The organism is Thalassobaculum fulvum, assembly GCF_014652915.1.
Classification (GTDB): domain Bacteria; phylum Pseudomonadota; class Alphaproteobacteria; order Thalassobaculales; family Thalassobaculaceae; genus Thalassobaculum_A; species Thalassobaculum_A fulvum.
On sequence record NZ_BMZS01000007.1, the window covers coordinates 277,888 to 303,998 of the forward strand.

Below are 26,111 nucleotides of genomic sequence, written 5' to 3' on the forward strand. Positions count from 1 at the left end.
GCCACACTGGCGCGTGGCCGTCCGGGATGAGGTCATTGTCTCGATGGCCGTTCGATGGCCTGGAGACCGGCGGTGCCTGTTGTCAGCTCCGGATAGAGGTCTCTCCAGTCCGGGTTCTGCTTTTCGATCAGGGCGATCTTCCAGGCTCGCCGCCAGCGTTTGAGGCGCTTCTCGAAGGCGATGGCGGCGATCATGTCGGTCTGTGGTTCGTACCAGACCAGCCGGTCGACACGGTAGTGCGCGCAGAAGCCCGACGGATGCTCGCGATGCACCCACACGCGCCGGACCAGATCGCCGGTCACCCCGACGTAGAGCGTTCCGTGCCGGCGGGACGCGAGGATGTAGACGCAGGGTCGGGTCTGCCATGCGGAGGCTATGGCAGGCGGAGGCCGCAAAACGCCGATTCCCAAATTGACGTCATCCCGGACGGGCGCGCGACAGCGCGGCCGATCCGGGACCCATGGGGCGCTCGATGGGCACGGCCACTTCGGGGCAGCGGGTGGGTCCCGGCTCCGCTCCACCTTCGGTGAAGCGGGCCGGGATGACGTCAGGTAGTGGGGGCGCACTCGAGGCCCACGGTGGCGGCCGTTACTCTGCCGCCACCGTGTCCTCGGCCAGGAAGCCGCCGGCCTGTCGGCTCCACATGTCGGCGTACAGGCCGCCGCGCCGCAGCAGCTCGTTGTGGCTGCCCTGCTCGACGATCCGGCCGCGGTCCATGATCACCAGCCGGTCCATCGCCGCGATGGTCGACAGCCGGTGGGCGATGGCGATCACGGTCTTGCCGGCCATCAGGTTGAACAGCTGCTCCTGGATCGCCGCCTCGACCTCGCTGTCGAGCGCCGAGGTCGCCTCGTCCAGGATCAGGATCGGCGCGTTCTTCAGCAGAACCCGCGCGATCGCCACCCGCTGGCGCTGGCCGCCCGACAGCTTCACCCCGCGCTCGCCGACCTGGGCGTCGTAGCCGCGCCGCCCGTTGCGGTCCTCCAGCCCGAGGATGAAGTCGTGGGCATGGGCCTGCCGGGCCGCCTCGATCACCTGCTCCATCGTCGCCTCGGGATGCCCGTAGCGGATGTTGTCGGCGACCGAGCGATGCAGCAGCGAGGTGTCCTGGGTGACCATGCCGATGGCGTGGCGCAGGCTCTCCTGGCTGACGTTCCGGACGTCCTGGCCGTCGATCAGGATTCGGCCGCCGTCGAGGTCGTGGAACCGCAGCAGCAGCTGCACCAGGGTCGACTTGCCGGCCCCGGAGCGGCCGACCAGCCCGACCTTCTCGCCGGGTGCAACGGTCAGCGACAGGTCCTCGATCACCGCCGCCGCCTGGCCGTAGCGGAAGCCGATGTGCTCGTAGCGCACCTCGCCCCGGTCGACCCGCAACGCCGCCGCGTCCGGCCGGTCGACCACCGCATGCGGCCGCGAGATCGTGCCGATGCCCTCCTGCACCACGCCGACGTTCTCGGCGATGCCGGTGGCGACGTTCATGATCCAGTGCGACATCATCGAGATCCGCATGGCCAGGCCGATGCTGGCGGCGACCGCGCCGACGCTGAGCTCCTGCACCGACCACAGCCACAGCGCCGTGCCGCCGACCGACACGATCAGGAACGAGTGCAGGGCGCCGACCACGATGTTGATCGCGGTGAGCGAGCGCAGCAGCTCCGTGGTCCGCACGTTCTGCTCGGCGATGCCGGCCCGGGCGTAGTCGTCCTCGCGGTTGGCGTGGCTGAACAGCTTGACCGTCAGGATGTTGGTGTAGCTGTCCACGACCCGCCCGGTCAGCCGGGAGTACGCCTCCGACGACACGGTCGAGCGCTGCTTGATCTCGGGCACCCAGTGCCGCAGCGCGGCGGCGTACAGCGCGATCCAGGCCAGCAGGGGGATCGCCAGCCGCCAGTCGTTGTCGGCCAGGATCGCCAGGGCGCTGACCACGAACACCGACACGTACCAGACCGCGTTGATGAACTCCGCCACCGCCCGGCGCAGGCCGAGCGAGGTCTGCAGGACCTTGTTGGCGATCCGCCCGGCGAAGTCGTCCTGGAAGAAGCCCATGGACTGCCGCAGCACGTAGCGGTGGGTCTGCCAGCGCACCAGGTTGGTGAAGGACGGCACGATGCCCTGGTTCATCACCAGGATGTGGACCGCGTCGACCCCGGGGGTCAGCACGGCCACCAGGATCGTGACGCCGATCAGCAGGCCCAAATTGTCGGCGAAGAAGCTGTGCGCGTCCGGGGCCTGCTCGATGCGGTCGATCAGGACGCCGACATAGGCGTACAGCGCCGCCCCCAGCACCGCCACCAGGGCGGCGGTGAACAGGGTCAGGGCGAACATCCCCCAGGCCTGCATCAGGTAGTGCCGGAAGAATGCGGCGAGCCGCTGGGGCGGCTGGTCCAGCCGGTCCGACGAGAAGGGGTCCAGATAGGTCTCGATCCAGCGGATCATCGCTTCGCTCCACGCACGCGGGAAATTGGAGTGCCCTCTCGGGGGCATCACCGGTCGCGTGATCGGGTGAAGCGGTCAGGCGGAACTCAGGTCCCGCGATCCGCGTCGCATGTCAGGCGCCGGCGCCTCAGGCCATTCGGCCGAGAATCAGAAGCCGTTCGTACGACATCGAGTTTCCTTTCGGTTGTCGCCGGGGCGGACGGGCCGCAGCCGACGGGCGCCCTGTCTCGCACAACCCATGCGGGCCGTCGAGTCGAACTGCGGCGGGATGACGCAGTTGGCCGCCGGGTGTGGCGGAATTGCCGCAGTGCGGTGTAGCGCAGCAGTCGCACGTCGCTGCGTGGGTTCCGGATGCGACCCGCCTGCGGCGACCCGCTCCGGAATGACGACAGGGGGAGAAAGCGGCGGAACGTCCCCCTTGTCGTCATTCCGGACGGCCGGGCCGCCCCGGCGCGGCCGAGTCGGAACCCACCCGCCGCCTCGGCGCTGCAGAGCGGCTACTCCCCCGGCTTGAACGCGGCGAATGCGGCCTGCCAGTCCGGGTGCCAGCGCGACAGGGCCGGGCGGTTCTCGGTGATGTCGCCGGCGCCCCACAGGATGCGGGCGCGGTCCATCTCCGGGGTGACCTCGTTGTCCGGGCAGACGATGTAGAAGTCGCCGGCCTCGAGTGCCCCGATCATCCGGTCGACCACCTGCTCCGGCAGCCAGGCGCCGGGGTTGTGCGGCCGGTTGCCGGTGGTGGTCCAGCCCGGCACCAGCAGGTGGGCGGTGACCTGGCAGCCCGCAGTGTTGCGCAGCTCGTGCTGCAGCCCCTCGGTGTAGGACTTCACCGCCGACTTGGTGACGTTGTAGGCGGTGTTGCCGGGCGGGTTGGTGATGCCCTGCTTGGAGCCGCAGTTCACCACCATGGCCGGCTCGCCGTGCGCGATCATGGCCGGCACGAAGGCGTTCACCCCGTTGGTGACGCCCCAGAAATTGACCTCAAAGGCCTTTCGCCAGTCGTCGGGGCTGGCCCAGACACCGCCGCCGGTCCGGGTGACGGCGTTGTTCATCAGCATGGCCACCGGGCCGAGCCGGTCCTGCACGTGCTCCGCGGTCGCTTCCATCTCGGCGGCGTTCGAGACGTCGGCGGCGACCGCGATCACCTGCTGGTGCGGGTGTGCGACATGGGCGGCGACCCGGTCTCGGGCCCGCTCCAGGGCGTCGTCCTCCAGGTCGATCAGGCAGACCGGCATGCCCAGTGCGGCGAACCGCTCGCAGGTGGCGAGGCCGATGCCGCTGGCGGCACCGGTGACGACGGCGGCGCGGTGGGAGCCGAGGACGGGATGGGTCATGGGACGGTCTCCGGGCTGGGGGCCTTCCGGCCGATGGTCGGAGCGCCGGCCCGGCCGGTCAACCGGCCTCGGCCAGCATGCGCTCGGCGTTGCCGCCGGCGATCAGGGCCTGCTCGGTCGGGGTGAGCCGAGCCTGGCGCGCCGCGTCGAGGCAGCGGGCGTCGTCGAAGATCGGCCAGTCGCTGCCGAACAGCACCCGGTCGGCGCCGTACACCTCGGCGGCCAGCGCGATCGCCCGCGGCCCGAGCGAGGCGGCGTCGACGTAGAGCGGGCGCAGGCTGCGCGACGGCGCCGGCTGGTCCGGGTGGCGCAGCGCGTAGACGTGGTCCATGCGCTCGATCACGAACGGCAGGGTGCCGCCCAAATTGGCGACCTGCACCGGCACCGAGGGGTAGGGATCGAGGAAATCGGTCAGCGCCAGGGTGACCATCACCTCGGTCATGCGGTTCTGGATGTCCACGGTGACCCGGCGATGGACGATGCTGTCGCTGTGCGGGGCCGGGGCGTCGACGGCGCCCGAGACCGTGTCGGGCAGCGGCCCCGGATGCACGAACGCCAGCCCGCCGATCTCGGCCGCCAGCTCGAACAGCGGTCGCACCCGTTCGGCGCCGGCGACGCTGACGAAGGCGTCGCCCGGCAGGATCATGCCGCTCAAGCCCAGGCCGCGGGCCCGGCGGTACTCCTCCAGGGCCGCGGCCGGATCGGCCAGCGGCAGGGCGGCGATGCCGGAGAATCTGTCGGGATGCCGGCGCACCAGCTCGGCGATGCCGTCGTTGAAGGCACGCACCAGCGGTAGCGCCTGGTCGGCCGGCCGCGAGTCGACGCCGAACAACCCCGGCAGCGAGATCACCTGGCGGTCGACGCCGAGTTCCTCCATGCGGGCGAGCCGGGCGTCCAGGTCGTCGTAGGCCCGGCCGTAGGGCATGCGGGTGCGGTAGATCCCGAAGCTCTCGCCGCCGCCGGGCTCGGCGCGGATGTCCGGCGCCTCGCCGCGGGCGCGGAGCGCGGCCACGATCGGCTCGGGGAGGAAGTGGGCGTGGGCGTCGATGACGGGCGGCATGGCGGTTCAGCGGGCTGGGGTGGACGCAGAAGGGGGCCGCCGAGGCGGCCCCCTCCATGAACTTCCGGCTGGCGTGGGCCTTACGCCGCGTAGACCTTACGCCGCCTGGGCCTTCTTGAGCGCCGCCAGGGCGTCGTCGAGAGCCTTGTGCATCTTGTCGAACATCTCGTCGATCTGGCTCTCGTTGATGATCAGCGGCGGGGTGAAGGCGATGGTGTCGCCGATCGACCGCACGATCAGGCCGTGCTCGGCCGCCGCCTTGTAGGCCAGGGCACCGGCGCCGGCCTTCGGGTCGAACGGGGCCTTGGTGGCCTTGTCGGCGACGATCTCCAGCGCGCCCATCAGGCCGCGGCCGCGGGTCTCGCCGACCAGCGGGTGGGCGCCGAGCGCGTGCAGCCGCTCCAGGAAGCGCGGCGCCACGGCCTGCACGTGGCCGACGATGTCGCGCTCCTCGTAGATCTTGAGGGTCTCGAGCGCGACCGCGGCGCACACCGGGTGCGCCGAGTAGGTGTAGCCGTGGCCGAGCACGCCGAGATCGGCGCTGGCCTGGGCGATCGGCTGGTACACCTCGTCGGTCATCATCACCGCCGAGATCGGCAGGTAGCTGGACGACAGCGCCTTGGCGCAGCTCAGGATGTCCGGCTTGATGCCGACGGTCTGGGAGCCCCAGAAGTTGCCGGTGCGCCCGAAGCCGCAGATCACCTCGTCGGCGACCATCAGCACGTCGTACTTCTTGAGGACCGCCTGGATCTTCTCGAAGTAGGTGGCCGGTGGGACGATGACGCCGCCGGCACCCTGGATCGGCTCGGCGATGAACGCCGCGACCGTCTCCGGGCCCTCTTCCAGGATCATCTGCTCCAGGTCGTTCGCCATCCGGGTGGCGAAGTCCTCCTCGCTCTCGCCCTCCTGGCCGAAGCGGTAGTAGTGCGGGTTCGAGGTGTGCTTGAAGCCGGCCAACGGCAGGTCGAAGCCCGGATGGTTGACCGGGGTGCCGGTCAGGCTGGCCGAGGCGACGGTGACGCCGTGATAGCCCTTGATCCGGCTGATGAACTTCTTCTTGGCATGCCGGCCGCGGGCGTTGTTGTAGTACCAGACCAGCTTGATGACGGTGTCGTTGGCCTCGGAGCCCGAGGAGCAGAAGAACACCTTCGACATCGGCACCGGCGCGAGCTGGATCAGCTTCTCCGCCAGGTCGATGCCCGGCAGGTGCGCCTTGTGGGCGAAGGTGTGGTAGTACGGCAGCTTCTCGAGCTGGGCCGTCGCGGCCTTGACCAGGCGCTTCTCGTCGAAGCCGAGCGAGGCGCACCACAGACCCGCCATCGCCTCGATATAGGCCTTGCCGGCGTCGTCGTAGACGTACACGCCCTGGCCTCGCTCGATGATCATCGGGCCCTGCTCTTCGTGGGCCTTGGCGTTGGTGTACGGATGGAGGAAATAGGCGACGTCGCGCGCCGCCGGTGAATTCGGCTGGAAGCTCATGGTGTTCTCCCGAGACGGGGTACGAGATGTCTGACCCGCGACCTTATCACGCCAATTTTTGCGCGAAAGGGGGGCTGAACCGGTGATCGAAGCGTCTGCTGACGGATTCCGGCAACTGGCTGGATTGACCGACGGCGAGTGCGCGGCGGTCCGCGGGTTGCTGGGTGGGCACCCGGTGTTCCGGCTGTACTTCGAGGCCGGGCTCGACGCGGCCCGGGCGGGCGAGCGGAACCGCTCGGTCATGATCGGCCGGGCCGGGGCCGGCGCGGTTCTGGCGATCGAGTTCGACGACGTGACGGTGCGTACCGTCATCGGCCGGCTGGCGGACGACGAACTGGCTGCGGTCTGCGCGACCGATCGCCGGACCGAGCTGCACGTGGCCGAGCCGCTGCGGCCGGCGGTGATCGAGCTGTGCGTCGGCCGGGTGCTGGCCGACCAGAGCATCCGCTACTACGCCCGGCCGGTCGGCGACGAGCCGCCGCCGGACCCGCGCTGCCGTCGCCTGGCGGCGGCGGACTACGAGACAGCGGCGGCGCTGTTCCGGGCGCACCATCCGTCGACCATCTTCTCGCGCTGGATGCTCGAGGACACGCTGGTCGGGCTGGTCGAAGGCGGGTCGCTGGTGGCGTGCGGCGGCGTGGTGATCCGGAACGCCGGGCTGTCGACCGTCAACCTCGGAAACTTCCTGACGATCCCCGAGCATCGCGGCCGCGGCCTCGCCAAGGTGGTCATGGCGGCGGTGCTGGCGTCGCTGGCCGCCGACGGCATCCGGCTCGCCACCCTCGGGGCGACCGCCGAGAACCGGGCGGCCTGCCGCAGCTACGAGGCGATGGGGTTCGAACTGATCGACCAACGTGCCGAGCTGGTGGTCGGGCCGGGGTGAGGGGGGCAGATAGGTCCCGGGTCGCGCTTCGCTTGCCCGGGATGAGGATTGAAGGGAGAAGCCTCATCCCGGCCGCAGCGGCGCGGCCGTGGAGAGCCGGGACCCACCGTCAGGAGGTCGTCGCTCAGATGTCTACCGGCTCGGAATCGTCGTCCATAATCCGGTTGAGGGCGTCGCGCAGGGTGCGCAGCAGGTCCTCGGCGGCGCGGTCGTCGATGTTGCGGAAGATCGCCTCGTAGTCCAGCAGCTCGCGCTCCAGCATGACCGTGCGGTCGGTCCGGTTGGCGGCGATCAGCTGGTCGAGCTGCCGGCGCGCCTCGTCCACCATCTCGACCGCCTCGCTGCGGTCCAGCACGCCCTTGCGCACCAGGGTGCGCAGGGTGTTCACCAGCAGGACGAAGGAGGCCATGGCGAAGGCCTCGGTCTTGACGTCGCGGCTCAACGGGCGGTCTCCGGTTCGCGCGTGCCTCCGGGCAGCAAATACCACAGCAGCCCCGCCGCCTGCAGCGCCAGAAGCCCGCCGAACGCCCAGCGATAGGCTTCCGGCCGATAGCCGCCGGCCTCGGCGGGCGGCCACAGGTCGATGGCGGCCCCCAGGAGATATTGTCCCGCGAACGCGCCAAAGAAGGCCAGGGTGTTCAATCCGGTCGAGGCCCGGCCGGCCAGCGCGAGCGGGAAGTGCCGGTTCAGCAGCGGGTAGGCCAGGGCGGCGCCGTTCGCCAGCAGGCCGAACGCCAGCCACGGCAGCAGCGAGGCCGGCGCCAGCTCGAAGGCGATCGCCGCCTGGGCCAGCAGGAACGCGGCGCACAGCCCGCCGACCACCGGGATCAGGCCGATGCCGCGGCGGCCGCACCAGTCGGCGAACGCGCCGGTCGCCACGAAACCGGCGGTCATGGCGGCGGCGATGGCGAACAGGTAGGTGGCGACGCCGGCCCGGTCGAAGCCGGCGACGTCGCGCAGCCACGGGCCGGCCCACAGCCCCTGGATCGCCAGATTGGCGGTCATGGTGGTGACGGTCAGCGGCGCCACCCGCCAGAACAGCCGGTCGCCGAACACCGTGCGGTAGCCGGCGACCTGCTGGCGGAACGTGCCGTGGCCGCCGGTCGCCGGGCGTTCCGGCACCGCGAACCGGATGACGGCGGCGACCAGCACGGTGACCGCGGCGAGGCCGGCGAACACCCCGCGCCAGTCGGTGACCTCGAGGGCGGCTTCCAGCGGCGCGGTGGCGGCGATCGCGCCGAGCCCGCCCATCGCCAGGAAGCAGCCGTTGACCAGCGGCCAGCGGTCCTTCGGGAACCACAGGGTGATCGCCTTGAACGACGCCATCAGCCCGCCGGAGACCCCGAGCCCGATGAAGGCCCGGGCGACCGCCAGCTCGACCAGCGAGTCGCCGGCTGCGAACAGGCCGGCCCCGAGCGCCGCCGACAGCAGCAGCGCGGACTGCACCCGGCGCGGCCCGAACCGGTCCAGGAGCAGGCCGAGCGGCAGCTGGAAGCTGGCGAAGGCCAGGAAGTAGCAGCTGGTCAGCAGGCCGAGATCGGCCGCCGTCAGCCCGATCTGGTCGGTCAGCTGCGGGGCGATGACCGCGTTGGTCGAGCGGAACAGGTAGGACAGGAAATAGCCGCCGGCGAACGGCAGGAAGACCACCGCGACCAGCCTGGTCATGGTCGGGGCCACGGTGGGGGACGGTGGCGTGGCCACCCGGGTTTCGACTGTCATCGGGCAGCGGTCTCCATCGCCGACCCGGCGGCGGGGACCAGCCGGACGCACACGCCGTTGGTGATCTCCGGCGGCACCACGACCGCCGGTCCGTCGCGCCAGGCGCCCGCCAGCAGGCCGGCCGCCGCCTCGACGTCGTCGACGGCGATGTCGATCGCCGGGATCGCCGGCGGGCTGCCGGGCACGACCTCGAGGCGGTCGTGCGCCAGGGCGACCCCGTAGCAGCCGTCCGGGGCGGTGGCCCCCGCGGTGCCGCCGGAATAGGCCTCCAGGAACGGCCGTGCCACCTCGGGATCCGGGGAGGCGAGGGTGACGGCGCTGATCCGCCGGGCGCCGTTGCGGTGCTTCTGGTAGTCGGGCTTCCAGAACGCCTCGGGCGTGTGCTGCTGGCACACGAAGAAGCTGAGCCCGTCCAGCGCCGCATCGCCGGTGAAGGCCAGCGAGAACGCGACCCGGACCTTGCTGCCGTCCGGCAGCGTGGCCTGGCGCTCGAAGTCGACCGGGTCGTACTCGCGCAGCCCCCGGGTGCTCCAGCCGGCGCGATCGGCGTCGCGGTCGTCGCTGGTCAGAACCAGCATCGATGCGCCTTCGCCGCAGCGTTCCAGGAACGCGCGGTTGTGCTCGGCGAAGCTGAAGAACCGGTCCGCCATCGGGGGAATCAGGCTCGCGTCGTCGATCTCCAGCAGCTCGACGAAGTTGCCCTGCATCTGGATCAGGCTGTTGGCGGTCCCGAACGGGTGGACGGCGCGCGGCGTGGTGGTGAAGCCGAGCTGCTCCCAGCCGGCGCGCGCGGATTCCAGGTCGCGCGTCATCACCACGACGTGGTCGATGTCTCGGACGGGCATGCGGTTCCTCCTCGTTTTGCCGGGACAATGCCACAGATGCGGTCGCGGTCTCACCGTCAATCCGGCGGCCGAACCGGCCGGTTGTACATGCCGGCGGCTGCCGCCACACTCGCCGCCGGCAGACAGTGGCGGGCAGACAGCGGCGGGCAGGCAACGGCGGGGGCCACCATGGAACGACTTCAATCCGGGGTCGGGCTGATCGCGATCTTCGCGATCGCCTGGGCGATCAGCGAGAACCGCCGCCTGGTCCGGCCGCAGGTGGTGCTGGTCGGCATCGCCCTGCAGCTGGCAGTAGCCGCCATCGTCCTGCACGTCCCGCCGGTCCGGGCGGCGTTCGCCGGGCTCAACGGGCTGGTGCTGGCGCTGCAGTCGGCGACCGAGGCCGGCTCGACCCTGGTGTTCGGGTATCTCGGCGGCGGCCCGCTGCCGTTCGAGGAGACCCGGCCGGGGGCGGCGTTCATCCTGGCGTTCCGGGCGCTGCCGCTGGTCATCGTGATCTCGGCGCTGGCCGCGGTGCTGACCTACTGGCGGGTGCTGCCGCTGATCGTGCGCGGCTTCGCCCTGCTGTTCGAGCGCACGCTCGGCGTCGGCGGCCCGGTCGGCCTGTCGGCCGCCGCCAACATCTTCATCGGCATGGTCGAGGCGCCGATGTTCGTGCGGCCGTATCTGGCCCGGCTCGACCGCAGCGAACTGTTCATGGTGATGACCTGCGGCATGGCGACCATCGCCGGCACCATGATGGTGCTGTACGCCACCATCATCGGCCCGGTGCTGCCGGACGCCGCCGGCCACCTGCTGGTCGCCTCGATCATCAGCGCCCCGGCCGCGATCGCCGTCGCCGCCCTGATGATCCCGCGCGAGGGGCTGCCGACGGGCGGCTCGCTCGAGATCGCGTCCGAGGCCACCGGCACCATGGACGCCATCGCCCGCGGCACCCAGGCCGGGCTGGAGCTGTTCCTCGGGATCATCGCGATGCTGCTGGTGATGGTCGCCCTGGTCGCGCTGGTCGACTCGGTCCTCGGGCTGCTGCCGGCGGTCGGCGGCGAGGCGCTGTCGCTCAGCCGGCTCTTCGGATGGGTGATGCGGCCGCTGGTCTGGCTGATCGGCCTGCCCTGGGACGAGGCGGCGGTCGGCGGCCGGCTGATGGGCACCAAGACCGCGGTCAACGAGTTCGTCGCGTATCTCGACTTCGCGAAGCTGCCACCGGACGCGCTGTCCGAGCGCAGCCGGCTGATCATGACCTACGCGATGTGCGGGTTCGCCAACTTCGGCAGCCTCGGCATCATGCTCGGCGGTATGGCCGGGCTGGTCCCGGAGCGTCGGGCCGAGATCGCCGGCCTCGGCATCAAGTCGATCGTCGCCGGCACGCTGGCGACCCTGTCGACCGGCGCGGTGATCGGGGTGCTCTGAAGATGACGGGTGAAGCGAAGCGGCAACGCTGGCCGGACTGGGCGACGCTCGACCGGTCCGGGCGCGGGCGGGTCCTCGAGATCAGTCGGGAGATCGCCGGGGCGCTGCAGGACACATTTCACGCCTTCGTCGAAATCGCTCCCGAACGACCGGTCGGCTCGGGACCGTTGGCCGGCCTGCCGTACGCCGTCAAGGACATGATGGTGTCGGCGCTCCGTCGCCCGGGCTGCGGCCTGCCGGAGGGCGTCGACCTCGCGACCCGGGAGCCGGCCCGGGTGCTTCGGCTTCTCGACGCGGCCGGGGCCAACCTCGTCGGCTTCGCGGCAATGACCCCGCTCGCGTACGAACCGTCGGGGGCCGGGACTGCCCGGAACCCGTGGAACACGGCCTTCATGCCCGGCGGATCGTCCTCCGGTCCGGCGGTCGCGGTGGCGACCGGCGCCGCCGTGCTGGCCCTCGGGTCCGACACCGGAGGCTCGGTCCGGATTCCGGCACAGGCTTGTGGCGTGACCGCGTGGAAGCCGACGCCGGGTCTGATACCGACGGACGGAACGATGCCGCTGTCGCCGAGCCTCGATACCATCGGCCCGCTCGCCCGAGGCGCTGCCGACATCATTGCGGCGGCCGAGGTTCTCACCGCGGGTCGGGTCACGGTGCCGGCCGGGTCCGCTGCGCCGGCGATCGCGGTGGCCGAGGATGCCGTATCGGCCAGCGAGGAGGCGGTCGCCCGCGCCGTTCGAGGGGCCGCGGACGTGCTGGACGGACTCGCCCGCGGCCGATCCCGGGTCCAGGCGATGGAGGTCATGCGGCAGGCCGGCGACGAGGCGCTGTCCGTCATGCAGGCGGAAGCGTGGCGGTGCTGGTCGGGGGCGATCGAGCGGGGAAAGTTGGACCCGGTCTTCGCGAGACGCCTCGCGAAGGGGCGCGACATCGGCGACGCCGAACTGGCAGCGAGCCTCGAACGTCGTCGTGGTCTGGCCGGGGAGGCGTCGGAACGGCTGTTCCGGGATGCCGACGTGGTGGTCCTGCCGGTCATGCCGCTCCGGACGCCGCCGCTCTCGCAAGTCGAACCCGGCTCCCCGGCCTTCACCCCGCGGACGCTCTATGCGGTGAGCGCGTTCACCCGATTTGCCAACTATCTGGGGCTGCCGGCGGTCGCTCTGCCGGTCGGCTTCGACGATCGCGGAATGCCGGTCGCCATGCAGCTGGTGGGGCGTCCGGGAACCGACGCGACGCTCCTGGCGATGGCCCACGCCTACCAGTCGGAAACCGATTGGCACGGCCGGATACCCGTCGAAGCAGGCTCCGTGGTCGCACCGGCGCTCGCCCGACTCTGAGACGAAAGGCACGTCCTCCCGAACCTGCGCTGTCGACAGTTTACAATTGCCGGCATTGTATACACATTTGCATCAGGCCGTCCGGCCAGCGATCAGCCAGGGAGAGAGAGACATGTCGTTGCTCAGGATGCTCACCGTCGCATCGACCGTCGGGATGATGTCGGTGTCGGTGGCTGCTGCGGCCACCTGGGAGATGCCCACGCCGTACCCGGAAGCGGAGTTCCACACCAAGAACATCCGCCTGTTCGCCCAGGACGTCGAGACCGCGACCGGCGGCTCGCTCAAGATCAACGTCCACAGCGGGCAGTCGCTGTTCAAGCATCCGGAGATCAAGCGCGCGGTCCAGACCGGCCAGGTGCAGATCGCCGAAATGCTCATGGCGAACCTGCTGAACGAGGACGCGATCTTCGGGGTCGACGCGGTGCCGTTCCTCGCGTCGAACTACGACGAGGCGGCCAAGCTCTGGAAGGCCCAGCGGGGCATGGTGGAGGCGCGGCTGGCCAAGCAGGGCATGCGCCTGCTGTATGCCGTGCCGTGGCCGGGCCAGGGCTTCTACACCAAGAGCCCGATCGCGTCGCTCGCCGACCTGAAGGGCGTCAAGTTCCGGACCTACAACTCGGCGACCGCCTCGATGGCCGAGCTGATGGGCGCGGTCCCGACGATCGTCGAGGCGGTCGAGATCCCGCAGGCGTTCTCGACCGGCGTGGTCGACGCGATGGTCACCTCGGGCGCTACCGGCCTGCGCACCAAGGCCTGGGACTTCGCCAGCTATTTCTACGACCTGAACGCCTGGATGCCGAAGAACATGGTGTTCGTGAACGAGCGCGCCTGGCGCTCGCTCTCCGATGCCGAACGCGAAGCGGTTCAGAAGGCCGCGGCGGCGGCCGAGGCGCGCGGCTGGACGATGAGCAAGGAGGTCTCCGACTCCAGCTCGAAGGAACTCGCGGCGAAGGGGATGAAGGTCGAGTCCGGCAGCGCGGAGCTGGTTTCCGGGCTCAAGGATATCGGTGCGAAGATGGCGGCCGACTGGGAGAAGAGCGCAGGAGCCGACGGCGCCGCCCTCCTGAAGGCCTACCGCAACTGATCGCGGTGCGCCGCCTCCCCCGGGGTTCGGCCGGGGGAGGCGGTGACGCGCCGTCGATTTCGGAGACAGCAGATGGATCGACTGTTCGCGGCCTGCGGCGGACTGGCGGCGTTCTTCCTCGCCGCGATCTGCGTGCTGGTGCTGGCCCAGGTCGTCGGCCGGCTCATGGGAGTGGCGATCCCCTCCGCGGATGAGTTCGCCGGGTACTGCCTGTCGGCTTCTTCGTTCCTCGCCCTCGGCTACGCGCTTCGCAAGAACCACCACATCCGCGTCACGCTGCTGCTCGATCGGCTGCCGCGAGCCCGCCGCCGCGTCGCCGAGGCGCTTTGTGTCGTCGGCGGCTTGGCCGTGAGCCTGTTCATCACCGTCAACACGGCCGAGATGGTCTACTACTCCGTCACGTTCGGCGACCTGACCCAGGGCCTGGTGCCGATCCCGCTGTGGATCCCGCAGTCGGGAATGATGATCGGGGTGACCGTGCTGACCCTGGCCTTCCTGGCCGACGCACTGCGGATGCTGAGAGGCCTCGATCCCGTCTACCTGTCCGGCGGCCCCGGGCGCGACACCGACGTCTCGCAGGAGGTATGAGGCATGGACGTCGGGCTCATCGGCGCCTTCCTCGGCCTGGTCCTGGTGGTCGTGCTGGCCGGCGGCTTCTGGGTCGCGCTATCGCTGTTCGCGGTCGGGATCCTGGGGATCGCGGCATTCTCGTCGTCGCCGCCCGGGGCGATCCTGGCGACCACCAGCTGGGGACAGTCGTGGTCCTGGTCGTTGACCGCGCTGCCGCTGTTCATCTGGATGGGCGAGATCCTTTTCCGGACCCGCCTCGCGGAGGACATGTTCAAGGGACTGGCCCCCTGGGTGACCCGGATCCCCGGCCGGCTGATGCACGTCAACGTGGTCGGGTGCGGAATCTTCGCCGCCGTCTCCGGGTCGTCGGCGGCGACGACCGCGACCATCGGCCGGATCACCATCCCCGAGCTGGCCAAACGCGGCTACGACGAGCGCATGACGCTGGGTACGCTGGCGGGGTCGGCGACGCTCGGGCTGCTGATCCCGCCGTCGATCATCCTGATCGTGTACGGCGTGGCGGCCGACGTGTCGATCAGCCGGCTGTTCATCGCGGGGGTGGTCCCCGGCCTGGTGCTGGTCACCCTGTTCATGTCGACGATCGTGGTCTGGGCGCTCCTCAACCCGTCGAAGGTTCCGGCGGCCGAGTTCTCGATGAGCTTCGGCCAGAAGATCATGGCCGCGGGGCGGCTGATCCCGATCGTGTTGCTGATCGTCGGCGTGATCGGCTCGATCTATCTCGGCTTCGCGACCGCCACCGAGGCGGCCGCGGTCGGCGTGGCCGGTGCCCTCCTGCTGTCGGCGGTCACCGGCTCCCTGAGCTGGCGGACCTTCAAGGAGAGCCTGCTCGGCGCGACCGGAACGTCCTGCATGATCGCCTTCATCCTGGCCGGGGCGGCGTTCCTGTCGGTGGCCATGGGATTCACCGGCATTCCGCGTCAGCTGGCCGAATGGATCGCAGGCCTGCAGCTCTCGCCGATGATGCTGCTGTTTGCGCTGACCGTGTTCTTCGCGGTGCTCGGCTGCTTCCTCGACGGCATCTCGATCGTCGTGCTCACCGTCGCCGTCATCATGCCGATGGTCGAGCAGGCCGGCATCGACCTGATCTGGTTCGGGATCTACATCGTGGTGGTGGTGGAGATGTCGCAGATCACGCCGCCGATCGGGCTCAACCTGTTCGTGATCCAGTCCCTGACGGGGCGGGACCTGCTTTATCTGGCGCGTGCCGCCCTGCCGTTCTTCATCGTGATGGTGGTCATGGTCGCGCTGCTGATCGTCTTTCCGGACATGGCGACCTACCTGCCGCGCCAGATGACCACCGGCTGAACTCAACCGAGGTGAACCTGCATGTGGTCGAACCCACGCGTGCCCTTCGAGCTGTCGAGCGACCGGCCCCGGCTCGCCCCGTATCGCGGCAAGCCGATCATGGTGAACCTGGCGATGAACATCGAGTACTGGCCATTCGACCGGCCGATGCCGCGCGGTGTGCTGCCGCCGCCGCACGGCCGGCCGAGCGATCCGCCGGACGTCCCGAACTTCGCCTGGGTGGAGTATGGCCTGCGGTGCGGGCTGCCGCGCTTCATGCGGGCGGTGGCTGATCGCGGCCTGAAGGTCTCGGCGCTGATGAACGCCCAGGTCGCCGACGTCTATCCGACGATCGCCGACGCCGTACTGGCCGCCGGCTGGGAGTTCGTTGGGCACGGCTGGTTCCAGCAGTCCCTGAAGCAGGCGGAGGACCAGGAGGCGGAGATCGAGCGCTCGCTGGCCCGGCTGCGCGGCCTGTCGGGGCAGCAGGTCCGTGCCTGGCTCGGCCCGGGGATCGGCGAGACCCTGGAGACACCGGACCTGCTCAGGAAGCACGGCGTCGAGTTCCTGCACGACTGGCTGGTCGACGACCTGCCGTGCTGGATGCGAACCGAGCACGGCCCGATGGTGGCGATGCCGTACACCTTCGAGATGAACGACGTGCCGATCTATGCGGTGCAGCACAGCTCGAGCGACGAGATGTACCGGCGCCTGCAGGCGACCCTGGCGGTCTTCGAACGCGAGGCGCCGATCCAGCCCCGGGTCCTGACGATCGCGCTGCACCCGCACCTGATCGGCGTGCCCCACGTGGCGCATCACTTCGAGCGTTGTCTCGACCTGCTGCTCGAGCGCGACGACGTCGTCTTCATGACGTCCAGCGAGATCGGCGACTGGTTCGTCGAGGCCGACGGAACGCACGGGCGCCGGCTCCCGGACGGGCCCTGACGGCGGCCGGCCGTACCCGCTCGCGATTGACGCCGTAGGGCACAACAGCTTTATTGCCCCGATGTGCCGGCAGGGCCGGCACCAATAAGTCGAACGCGGCGGTCCGCGCCACCGAGATGCGGAACCGTCGCCACTGGCGACACACGTGGGAGCTTTGACAATGCGTAAGACGTTGATGGCCGCCGCCGCGGTGGCCGTGCTCGCCGGGGCGTTCGCCGCCCCCGCGGCGGAAGCCAAGACCTTCCGATGGGCCTTCCAGGGCGACGCCCAGTCGCTGGACCCATACTCGCTGAACGAGACCTTCACCCTCGGTTTGCTCGGCAACGTGTACGAGGGGCTGATCCGGCGCGACGAGAACCTGCAGATCCAGCCGGCCCTGGCGGAGAGCTGGGAGATCGTCGAGCCGACGCGCTGGCGGTTCCACCTTCGCAAGGGCGTGAAGTTCCATAACGGCAACGAGTTCAACGCCGACGACGTGCTGTTCTCGGCCGACCGGGTGCGGGCCGAGGGGTCCGACCTCAAGACGCGCCTCGCCGGCGTGACCGAGATCGTCAAGGTCGACGACCACACCGTCGACTTCGTCACCGACGCCCCGAACCCGATCCTGAACGCCGAGTGGGCGACCTGGTACATCATGGACAAGGAGTGGTCCGAGGCGAACGACGCCACCGCTCCGACCGACGTGACCGCCGGCAAGGAGAACTACGCGACCCGCAACACCAACGGCACCGGGCCGTTCATGGTCGCCTCGCGCGAGACCGACGTGAAGACCGTGCTGAAGCCGTATGACGGCTGGTGGGACGCCGCCAACAAGAAGCACAACCTGACCGAGGTCGTCATGACCCCGATCAGCTCCGACTCGACCCGGGTAGCGGCCCTGCTGTCCGGCGAGATCGACATGATGTACCCGGTGCCGGTCCAGGACATGAAGCGGCTCGAGGGCGACCCGAACACCGACGTGCTGGCCGGGCCGGAGCTGCGCACCATCTTCCTCGGCATGGACCAGGAGTACGACGAGCTCCTGTACTCCAACGTCAAGGGCAAGAACCCGTTCAAGGACGTGCGGGTGCGCGAGGCGTTCTACCGCGCGGTCGACGTCGAGGCGATCAAGAAGAAGATCATGCGCGGCCTGTCGACCCCGTCGGCCCTGATGATCTCGCCGTTCCTGTTCTCGCGCTCCGACGAGTTCAAGCGGCCGGAGTACGACCCCGAGAAGTCGAAGAAGCTGCTGGCCGAGGCCGGCTACCCGGACGGCTTCGAGGTCGGCATGGACTGCCCGAACAACCGCTACGTCAACGACGAGAAGATCTGCCAGGCGGTGGTGGCGATGCTGGCCAAGGTCGGCGTCAAGGTCGACCTGCTGGCCCAGCCGAAGGCCCAGTACTTCGCCAAGATCCTGCGGCCGAAGCGCGACACCAGCTTCTACCTGCTGGGCTGGACCCCGGGCTCGTTCGACAGCTGGAACGTGCTGTACAACATCATCGCCACGCCGGCCGACGACGGTCGCGGCAAGTTCAACGTCGGCGGCTACTCGAACGCCAAGGTCGACGAACTGACCGCGAAGGTCCTGAGCGAGACCGACGCCAAGAAGCGCGACCAGATGATCTTCGACGCGTACAAGCAGCTGAACGACGACTGGGGCTACATCCCGCTGCACCAGCAGGGTCTGGCCTGGGGCAAGCGCGCCAACATCGAGCTCGCCCAGCGGGCCGACAACCAGTTCATGCTGTACTACGTGAAGGTGAACTGAGCGCCTGACGCACTGGGGCCGGCCGGCGGAGTCCCCGCCGGCCGGTCGTCATTTCGACTCGTCGAGTTTCAGGATATTTCGACCCCATGGTCGCTTTCATCATCAGACGGTTCATCCAGTCGCTGTTCGTGATGTTCGTCGTCGCGCTGGTGTCGTTCGCGATGTTCCAGTTCATCGGCGACCCGGTGAACCAGATGGTCGGCATCGAGACCAGCCTCGCCGAGCGCGCCGCCCTGCGCGAGCGGCTCGGCCTGAACGACCCGATCGTCGTGCAGTTCTGGCACTTCATCGTCAACGCCGTGTCCGGCGATTTCGGCATCTCCTACCAGCACAAGCGGCCGGTCGCCGACATGCTGCTGGAGCGGCTGCCGGCGACGCTCGAGCTGTCGGCGGTGTCGGCGCTGTTCTCGCTGCTGGTCGGGATCCCGATGGGGGTCTACACCGGGCTGAACCGCGACGGCTTCCTGGCCAAGGTGTTCCTCACGGTCTCGCTGATCGGCATTTCGCTGCCGACGTTTCTGATCGGCATCCTGCTGATCTTCCTGTTCTCGGTGACCTTGGCGAACGCGCCGGCGATCTCGGTGTTCGGTCTGTTCGCGATCGACCCGTCGGTCCTGCAGCTGCCGTCGTTCGGCCGCGGCACGGTGGTCGACCTGGGGGGCTGGCGCACCGGCCTGCTGACCGCCGACGGGCTGAAGGCGCTGATCATGCCGTCGATCACGCTGGGGCTGTTCCAGCTGACCCTGATCATGCGGCTGGTGCGCTCGGAGATGCTGGAGGTGCTGCGCACCGACTACATCAAGTTCGCGCGCGCCCGCGGCCTCGCCAACCGGGCGATCAACTTCGGCCATGCGCTGAAGAACACGCTGGTGCCGGTGATCACCATCACCGGGCTGCAGATCGGCTCGATCATCGCCTTCGCGATCATCACCGAGACGGTGTTCCAGTGGCCGGGCATGGGGCAGATGTTCCTGCAGGCGGTCCAGAACGTCGACATCCCGATCATGGCGGCCTACCTGATGCTGATCGCCTTCTTCTTCGTGGTCATCAACCTGATCGTCGACATGCTGTACTACGTGGTTGATCCGCGGCTGCGCGTGGACACCGGGAAGGCGACCGGCCATGGCTGACGCACACACCTCGGCGCCGGGCCTGCTCGACCCGTTGCGGCGGTTCCTCGACGGTGACGTCTGGGCCAGCTTCAAGCGCTCGCCGGTGACGGTCGGTGCCGCGGCGGTGACCCTGCTGTACTTCCTGGCGGCGGCCTTCGGGCCCTGGGTCGCGCCGCACGATCCGTTCGACCTGGCCAAGCTGGACCTGCTGGACAGCCTGATCCCGCCGGCCTGGATGGCGGACGGCGATCCGCGCTTCCTGCTCGGCACCGACGACCAGGGCCGCGACATGCTGTCGGCGATCATCTACGGCAGCCGGGTGTCGCTGCTGATCGGCTTCGCCAGCGTGCTGCTGTCGATGGTGCTCGGCATCGCGCTCGGGCTGCTGTCCGGCTTCGTCGGCGGCGCCGTCGACGCCTTCATCATGCGGATGGCCGAGATCCAGCTGTCGTTCCCGGCGATCCTGGTGGCGCTGCTGATCAACGGCGTGGTGATCGGCTACTTCAAGACCCATCCGGAGTGGCAGGTCGACCAGGTGACGCTCGCCTATGTGGTGCTGGTGCTGTCGATCGGCCTGTCGAACTGGGTGCAGTACGCCCGCACTGTGCGGGGCTCGACCCTGGTGGAACGCGGCAAGGAGTACGTGCAGGCGGCCCATGTGATCGGCATCCACCCGGCCAAGATCATGCTGCGGCACATCCTGCCCAACGTGATGGGGCCGGTGCTGGTGATCGCCACCATCCAGCTCGCGCTCGCCGTCATCGCCGAGGCCACCCTGTCGTTCCTGGGGGTCGGGGTGCCGCCGACCGAACCGTCGCTCGGCACGCTGATCCGGGTCGGTAACGACTACCTGTTCTCCGGCGAATGGTGGATCACGATCTTCCCGGGCGCGGCCCTCGCCATCCTGGTCCTGGCGGTCAACCTTCTCGGGGACTGGCTGCGCGACGCCCTCAACCCGAAGCTCCGGTGATGGCCATGGCGAATCCTCTGCTGCAGGTCCGAAACCTCGTCGTCGAGTTCCCGACCCGCCGCGGCACGCTGACCGCGGTCGACGACATCTCCTTCGACATCGCCGAGGGCGAGGTGCTGGGCGTGGTCGGCGAGTCGGGTGCCGGCAAGTCGATGACCGGTGCTGCCGTGATCGGTCTGCTGGAGCCGCCGGGGCGGATCGCATCCGGCGAGGTCCTGCTCGAGGGCCGGCGGATCGACAACCTGCCCTACGAGAAGATGCGGCGGATCCGCGGCAAGGAGATCGGCGCCATCTTCCAGGACCCGCTGACCAGCCTGAACCCGCTGTACTCGATCGGCCGGCAGCTGACCGAGACCATCATGACCCACACCGACATGACCCCGACCCAGGCGCGGGCGCGGGCCGTCGAGCTGCTGGCCGAGGTCGGCATCCCGGCGCCGGAGCGGCGGGTCGACCAGTACCCGCACCAGTTCTCCGGCGGCATGCGGCAGCGGGTGGTGATCGCGCTGGCGCTGTGCGTGAACCCGCGGCTGATCATCGCCGACGAGCCGACGACCGCGCTCGACGTGTCGATCCAGGCGCAGATCATCGCGCTGCTGAAGCGGCTGTGCCGCGAGCACGGCACGGCGGTGATGCTGGTGACCCACGACATGGGCGTGATCGCCGAGACCGCCGACCGGGTGGCGGTGATGTATGCCGGCCGGATCGCCGAGATCGGGCCGGTGCGCGAGGTCATCAAGAACGCCAAGCACCCCTACACCCACGGGCTGATGGGCTCGATCCCGGCGATCGGCCACGATGCCGACCGGCTGGAGCAGATCCCGGGCTCGATGCCGCGGCTGACCGACATTCCCCCGGGCTGCGCGTTCAACCCGCGCTGCCTGCACGCCTTCGACCGCTGCCGCCGGGACCGGCCGGAGCTGATTGCGGTCGACGACGGGCAGGTGTCGTGCTGGCTGTACGACACAGCCGCCGGCCGCACGACCGCCGAGGCCAAGGCGATCGTCGCCAGCCGGTCGGGCACGGCGATGGAGCGGGCCGATGGCTGAGGCGGCGAAGATCCACGATCCGGCGGCCAGCGGCACGGTGCTGAAGGTCGCCGGGCTGAAGCGCTACTTCGACGTCTCGGCACCCTGGCTGAACCGGGTGCTGGAGCGCCAGCCGCGGCAGATCCTGAAGGCGGTCGACGGGATCGACCTGGAGATCGCCCGCGGCGAGACCTTCGGGCTGGTCGGCGAGTCCGGATGCGGCAAGTCGACGGTCGCCCGGCTGATCGTCGGGCTGCACGGCCCGACCGCCGGCTCCATCGAGCTCGAGGGCCGCAACATCGCCGGCCTGAGCCGCAAGCAGATGGCACCGGTGCGCCGCCGGCTGCAGATGATCTTCCAGGACCCGTATGCCAGCCTGAACCCGCGCTGGCGGGTGCGGGACATCGTCGCCGAGCCGATCCGGGCGTTCGGCCTGGCGTCCGACAAGGCGGCGGTCGAGCGCCGGGTCGGCGAGTTGCTGGAGCAGGTGCGGCTGAACCCGCGCGACGGCGAGAAGTTCCCGCACGAGTTCTCGGGCGGCCAGCGCCAGCGCATCTCGATCGCCCGGGCGCTCGCCTCCAATCCCGAGTTCCTGGTGTGCGACGAGCCGACTTCGGCGCTCGACGTGTCGGTGCAGGCGCAGATCCTCAACCTGATGCGCGACCTGCAGCGCGACCTCGGGCTGACCTACCTGTTCATCAGCCACAACCTGGCGGTCGTGTATCACATCTCCAACCGGGTCGGGGTGATGTACCTCGGCAAGATGGTGGAGCAGGCGCCGTCCAGGACGCTGTTCACGACGCCGCGGCACCCGTACACGCGGCTGCTGCTGGACACCATTCCCGACCTCGACATGACCGGGCGCGAGCGCACGCCGGTCGGCGGCGAGGTGCCGAACCCGATCAACCCGCCGACCGGCTGCAGCTTCCATCCGCGCTGTCCGTTCGCCAACGAGCGCTGCCGCGTCGAGAGTCCGCGGGCGCTGGCAATGCCGGGCAACGCGACCGTGGCGTGCCACGGCGTCGAGGAGGGGCGGGTGCCGGAGGAGCCGGTGCTGGCCGCGCCGGCGGTTCCGGAGGGTCTCGGCGGCAGCGTCCACGACGGCTGACCGCGGCGTCGGTCACGTCGTCGCGACCGATCGACGGGACCGGGTGGCGGCGGTCGCCGGCCTTCACTAGACTTCCCCACGGGCGCGTCATTTGGCCGCGCCCCAAAAGCTCAGGACAACAGGGGACTGACCGTATGAGACACGTGGCATATGCGCTCGGGCTCGCGACGGCCGTCGCGTTCGCCGGGGGAGCCAGCGCGAAGACGCTGAACTGGGCCAGCCAGGGCGACGCGCTGACGATGGACCCGCACGCCCAGAACGAGGGTCCGACCAGCACCATGAACTCGCAGGTCTACGACAGCCTGATCCTGCGGGATTCGAAGCTCGCGAAGATCCCGGGGCTGGCGGTGTCGTGGAAGCCGGTCGAGCCGTCGGTCTGGGAGTTCAAGCTGCGGGAGGGCGTCAAGTTCCACGAGGGCCAGCCGTTCAACGCCGACGACGTGGTGTTCTCGTTCCAGCGGGCGCTGTCGGAGACCTCGGACTTCAAGAACTACGTCAACTCGATCGAGACCGTCGACAAGGTCGACGACTACACGGTGCGGATCACCACGAAGGGTCCGAACCCGATCCTGCCGGACCAGATCAGCTCGATCCGGATCATGGACAAGGAGTGGTCCGAGCAGCACGGCGTCCAGGCGCCGCAGAACTACAAGGAGAAGGAGGAGACCCACGCGGTCCGCAATGCCAACGGCACCGGCCCGTTCATCCTCGCCAAGCGCGACCCGGACATCGAGACCCGGATGACCGTCAACGAGGCCTGGTGGGGCTGGGGAGTCTCCGACCCGAAGACCAACGTGAGCGAGATCGTCTACCGGCCGATCGCCAACCCCGCGACCCGGGTGGCGGCGCTGCTGTCGGGCGAACTCGACTTCGTGCTCGACCCGCCGCTGCAGGACCTGGCCCGGATCAAGGCCACGCCCGGCCTCAAGGTCGAGCAGGTCAACCAGATCCGCACGATCTTCTTCGGGGTCGACACCGGCGTCGACAAGCTGCGGCACACCGAGGTCGCCGGCGGCAACCCGTTCAAGAACCCGAAGGTCCGCGAGGCCATGTACCGCGCGATCGACATCGACACGATCCGCAAGAAGACGATGCGCGGCATGAGTTTCCCGGCCGGCATCATCACCTCGCCCGGCGTGCACGGCTACACCGAGGCGCTGGACGAGCGGCTCGGCTACGACGTCGACGCGGCGAAGAAGCTGCTGGCCGAGGCCGGCTATCCGAACGGCTTCAAGGTCCAGCTGGACTGCCCGAACGACCGCTACAACAACGACGAGGCGATCTGCCAGGCGACCGTCGGCATGCTCGCCAAGATCGGCATCGAGGTGTCGCTGAACGCGCGCTCGAAGAGCATCCACTTCAAGAGCCTGCAGAACAAGGAATCGGACTTCTACATGCTCGGCTGGGGCGTGCCGACGCTCGACTCCCACTACGTGTTCTCCTACCTCGCGGCCTCCAAGGGGAGCTGGAACTTCACCGGCTTCGCGGATGCCCGCCTGGACGAATTGACCACGCTGATGGAGACCGAGACGGACTCCGCCAAGCGGGACGCGATGATCAAGGAGGCCTGGGACATCCTGAAGGCGTCCAACGTCTACCTGCCGCTGCACCACCAGGTGATCGCCTGGGGCATGAAGGACGGGCTGACGCTGCCGATCGTGCCCAACGATTCGCCGCAGTTCCGCACCGCGCAGTGGAAGTGACCGTGACCTGACCCGGCGGCCGGCCCGGTTCCATCGGGCCGGCCGACCGCTTCGATCGAGGGACCCGCCTTTGGTTTCCTACGTGATCCGCCGGCTCCTGCAGGCCGCGCTCGTCATGCTGGTCGTGGCGTTCGTGTCGTTTTCGCTGTTCCGCTTCGCGGGCGACCCCGTGAACAACATGGTCGGCCAGGAGGCCACCCAGGAGGACCGCCGGGAACTGCGCGAGCGGCTCGGCCTCAACGATCCGTTTCCCGTGCAGTTCGGCCGCTTCGTCGTCGACGCGCTGCAGGGCGAGTTCGGGATCTCCTATCGGCTGCAGCGGCCGGTCGAGGACCTGATCGCCGAGCGCATGCCGGCGACGCTCGAGCTGGTGCTGGTCTCGGCGGTGCTGGCCCTGATCACCGGCATCCCGCTCGGCGTGTACTGCGGCATCCACCGCGATTCCTGGGTCAGCCGCGCGTTGCTGACGGTGTCGCTGATCGGGGTGTCGCTGCCGACCTTCGTGATCGGAATCCTGCTGATCTACCTGTTCTCGGTGCAGATGCTGGTACTGCCGTCGTTCGGACGCGGCGAGGTCGTGCAGATCGGCTGGTGGAGCACCGGATTCCTGACCTTCTCCGGCTGGCAGGCGCTGATTCTGCCGTCGATCACCCTCAGCCTGTTCCAGCTGACCCTGATCATGCGGCTGGTGCGCTCGGAGATGCTGGAGGTGATGCGCACCGACTACATCAAGTTCGCGCGCGCCCGCGGGCTCAGCAACCGGGCGATCAACTTCGGCCACGCCCTGAAGAACACGCTGGTGCCGGTGATCACCATCGTCGGCCTCAACATCGGCTCGCTGATCGCGTTCTCGATCATCACCGAGACGGTGTTCAACTGGCCCGGCATGGGCCTGCTGTTCATCAAGGCCGTGCAGTTTGCCGACGTGCCGATCATGGCCGCCTACCTGACCATGGTCGCGTTCGTCTTCGTGTCCATCAACCTGCTGGTCGACCTGCTGTACTACGCGATCGATCCGCGCCTGAAGGTCGACAGGGGGACCGCCGCCGGGCGGTTGAGCTGACATGGCCGTCGACGTCGAACCGCGGCGCGCCGCCGCATCCGACCGCCCGAAGGCGCCGTCCTCGGCGCTCGGCCGGCTGCTCGACTCCGATCTCTGGTGGAGCTTCACGCGCTCGCCGGTGACGGTGACCGCGGCGGTCGTGACCCTGGCCTACCTGCTGGCCGCGCTGTTCGCGCCGCTGGTCACGCCGCAGAATCCGTTCGACCCCGCCAGCCTGGTCTACGCCGACGCCTTCACGCCGCCGGCCTGGACCGAGGACGGCATGGCGCGCTACCTGCTCGGTACCGACGACCAGGGCCGCGACATCCTCTCCACGCTGGTGTACGGCGCCCGGATCTCCCTGCTGGTCGGCTTCGCCGCGGTGCTGTTCTCGGCGGTGCTCGGCATCTCGCTCGGCATCCTGTCGGGCTATGTCGGCGGTTTCGTGGAGACGCTGATCATGCGAACCGCCGACATCCAGCTCACCGTGCCCGGCATCCTGATCGCCCTGATGATCGACGGGGTCGTGCGGGTCCAGGTCGGCGGCGAGATGGACGAGAAGCTGGCGATCATGGTCCTGGTGGTCGCCATCGGCATCTCCGACTGGCCGAAATACGCCCGCGTGACCCGCGGCGCCACGCTCGTGGAGCGCAACAAGGAGTACGTCCAGGCCGCCCGGGTGATCGGCATTCACCCGTTCCTGATCATGTTGCGGCACATCCTGCCGAACGTGATGGGGCCGGTGCTGGTGATCGCCACCATCGGGCTCGCGCTGGCGATCATCAGCGAGGCGACCCTGTCTTTCCTGGGGGTTGGGATGCCGCCGACCACGCCGTCGCTGGGGACCCTGATCCGCATCGGCAACAACTTCCTGTTCTCCGGCGAGTGGTGGATCACCTTCTTCCCGTGCCTGGCGCTGGTCGGGCTCGCTCTCAGCGTCAACCTGCTCGGCGACTGGCTGCGCGACGCGCTGAATCCGAAGCTGCGGTAG

Annotated in this window: 23 protein-coding genes; 15 read left to right on the plus strand and 8 right to left on the minus strand. The window is 69.2% G+C overall.

Features of this window, described 5'->3' with window-relative positions; translation table 11 throughout:
• Positions 1–32: 32 nt before the first annotated feature.
• The 5 genes from IE246_RS28135 to IE246_RS16255 all read right to left on the minus strand — a co-directional run bounded on the left by IE246_RS28135 (position 33) and on the right by IE246_RS16255 (position 6,309).
• Positions 33–566, minus strand: a complete 534-nt coding sequence (locus IE246_RS28135; protein ID WP_308434494.1) for a GIY-YIG nuclease family protein — start codon at positions 564–566, stop codon at positions 33–35.
• 22 nt (positions 567–588) lie between these two features.
• The gene (locus tag IE246_RS16240; protein ID WP_189991490.1) at positions 589–2,436 is read right to left on the minus strand and encodes an ABC transporter ATP-binding protein; all 1,848 of its coding nucleotides are present in this window, start codon (positions 2,434–2,436) and stop codon (positions 589–591) included.
• A gap of 497 nt (positions 2,437–2,933) precedes the next feature.
• Complete coding sequence (locus IE246_RS16245) at positions 2,934–3,770, minus strand: SDR family NAD(P)-dependent oxidoreductase (protein ID WP_189991491.1); 837 nt, start codon at positions 3,768–3,770, stop codon at positions 2,934–2,936.
• A gap of 58 nt (positions 3,771–3,828) precedes the next feature.
• On the minus strand, positions 3,829–4,830 hold the full coding sequence (locus IE246_RS16250) for an amidohydrolase family protein (protein ID WP_189991494.1): 1,002 nt from the start codon (positions 4,828–4,830) through the stop codon (positions 3,829–3,831).
• Positions 4,831–4,926: 96 nt separating this feature from the next.
• Positions 4,927–6,309: an aspartate aminotransferase family protein gene (locus IE246_RS16255; protein WP_189991496.1), complete on the minus strand. Its 1,383-nt coding sequence runs from the start codon at positions 6,307–6,309 to the stop codon at positions 4,927–4,929.
• Positions 6,310–6,433: 124 nt separating this feature from the next.
• On the opposite strand from IE246_RS16255, the gene IE246_RS16260 reads away from it, so the two are divergent.
• Positions 6,434–7,192, plus strand: coding sequence for a GNAT family N-acetyltransferase (locus IE246_RS16260; RefSeq protein ID WP_229837273.1), 759 nt, complete (start codon positions 6,434–6,436; stop codon positions 7,190–7,192).
• A gap of 124 nt (positions 7,193–7,316) precedes the next feature.
• On the opposite strand, the gene IE246_RS16265 is transcribed toward IE246_RS16260, so the two are convergent.
• The 3 genes from IE246_RS16265 to IE246_RS16275 are packed head-to-tail and all read right to left on the minus strand — an operon-like array spanning position 7,317 to position 9,756.
• Positions 7,317–7,634, minus strand: coding sequence for a hypothetical protein (locus IE246_RS16265; RefSeq protein WP_189991500.1), 318 nt, complete (start codon positions 7,632–7,634; stop codon positions 7,317–7,319).
• The gene (locus tag IE246_RS16270) at positions 7,631–8,911 is read right to left on the minus strand and encodes an MFS transporter (protein WP_189991503.1); all 1,281 of its coding nucleotides are present in this window, start codon (positions 8,909–8,911) and stop codon (positions 7,631–7,633) included. The genes IE246_RS16265 and IE246_RS16270 overlap by 4 nt, the downstream gene beginning before the upstream one ends.
• Positions 8,908–9,756 carry a VOC family protein gene (locus tag IE246_RS16275; protein ID WP_189991505.1) on the minus strand — a complete coding sequence of 283 codons (849 nt, stop codon included), beginning with the start codon at positions 9,754–9,756 and terminating at the stop codon, positions 8,908–8,910. The genes IE246_RS16270 and IE246_RS16275 overlap by 4 nt, the downstream gene beginning before the upstream one ends.
• Before the next feature lie 168 nt (positions 9,757–9,924).
• Here IE246_RS16275 and IE246_RS16280 point away from each other — a divergent pair, with 168 nt between their 5' ends.
• The 14 genes from IE246_RS16280 (at position 9,925) to IE246_RS16345 (ending at position 26,111) form a co-directional block, all read left to right on the plus strand.
• Positions 9,925–11,166: a NupC/NupG family nucleoside CNT transporter gene (locus tag IE246_RS16280; RefSeq protein WP_189991507.1), complete on the plus strand. Its 1,242-nt coding sequence runs from the start codon at positions 9,925–9,927 to the stop codon at positions 11,164–11,166.
• A gap of 2 nt (positions 11,167–11,168) precedes the next feature.
• Positions 11,169–12,503, plus strand: a complete 1,335-nt coding sequence (locus IE246_RS16285; protein WP_189991509.1) for an amidase — start codon at positions 11,169–11,171, stop codon at positions 12,501–12,503.
• A 112-nt stretch (positions 12,504–12,615) separates the two neighbouring features.
• Positions 12,616–13,587, plus strand: a complete 972-nt coding sequence (locus IE246_RS16290) for a TRAP transporter substrate-binding protein (protein WP_229837275.1) — start codon at positions 12,616–12,618, stop codon at positions 13,585–13,587.
• A gap of 72 nt (positions 13,588–13,659) precedes the next feature.
• The gene (locus IE246_RS16295) at positions 13,660–14,175 is read left to right on the plus strand and encodes a TRAP transporter small permease (RefSeq protein WP_189991511.1); all 516 of its coding nucleotides are present in this window, start codon (positions 13,660–13,662) and stop codon (positions 14,173–14,175) included.
• A gap of 3 nt (positions 14,176–14,178) precedes the next feature.
• Positions 14,179–15,483, plus strand: a complete 1,305-nt coding sequence (locus IE246_RS16300) for a TRAP transporter large permease (RefSeq protein ID WP_189991513.1) — start codon at positions 14,179–14,181, stop codon at positions 15,481–15,483.
• A 21-nt stretch (positions 15,484–15,504) separates the two neighbouring features.
• Positions 15,505–16,407: a polysaccharide deacetylase family protein gene (locus tag IE246_RS16305; protein WP_189991515.1), complete on the plus strand. Its 903-nt coding sequence runs from the start codon at positions 15,505–15,507 to the stop codon at positions 16,405–16,407.
• Positions 16,408–16,567: 160 nt separating this feature from the next.
• Positions 16,568–18,157, plus strand: a complete 1,590-nt coding sequence (locus IE246_RS16310) for an ABC transporter substrate-binding protein (protein ID WP_189991517.1) — start codon at positions 16,568–16,570, stop codon at positions 18,155–18,157.
• 86 nt (positions 18,158–18,243) lie between these two features.
• Positions 18,244–19,287, plus strand: a complete 1,044-nt coding sequence (locus IE246_RS16315) for an ABC transporter permease (protein ID WP_189991520.1) — start codon at positions 18,244–18,246, stop codon at positions 19,285–19,287.
• Positions 19,280–20,239: an ABC transporter permease gene (locus tag IE246_RS16320; protein ID WP_189991522.1), complete on the plus strand. Its 960-nt coding sequence runs from the start codon at positions 19,280–19,282 to the stop codon at positions 20,237–20,239. The genes IE246_RS16315 and IE246_RS16320 overlap by 8 nt, the downstream gene beginning before the upstream one ends.
• Before the next feature lie 5 nt (positions 20,240–20,244).
• Positions 20,245–21,288 carry an ABC transporter ATP-binding protein gene (locus IE246_RS16325; RefSeq protein ID WP_229837277.1) on the plus strand — a complete coding sequence of 348 codons (1,044 nt, stop codon included), beginning with the start codon at positions 20,245–20,247 and terminating at the stop codon, positions 21,286–21,288.
• Positions 21,281–22,375 carry an ABC transporter ATP-binding protein gene (locus IE246_RS16330; RefSeq protein WP_189991525.1) on the plus strand — a complete coding sequence of 365 codons (1,095 nt, stop codon included), beginning with the start codon at positions 21,281–21,283 and terminating at the stop codon, positions 22,373–22,375. The genes IE246_RS16325 and IE246_RS16330 overlap by 8 nt, the downstream gene beginning before the upstream one ends.
• Before the next feature lie 134 nt (positions 22,376–22,509).
• A complete protein-coding gene (locus IE246_RS16335; RefSeq protein ID WP_189991528.1) occupies positions 22,510–24,078 on the plus strand; it encodes an ABC transporter substrate-binding protein in 1,569 nt (522 codons plus the stop codon).
• Between the two features lie 70 nt (positions 24,079–24,148).
• Complete coding sequence (locus IE246_RS16340) at positions 24,149–25,141, plus strand: ABC transporter permease (protein ID WP_189991530.1); 993 nt, start codon at positions 24,149–24,151, stop codon at positions 25,139–25,141.
• Between the two features lies 1 nt (position 25,142).
• Positions 25,143–26,111, plus strand: coding sequence for an ABC transporter permease (locus IE246_RS16345; protein ID WP_189991532.1), 969 nt, complete (start codon positions 25,143–25,145; stop codon positions 26,109–26,111).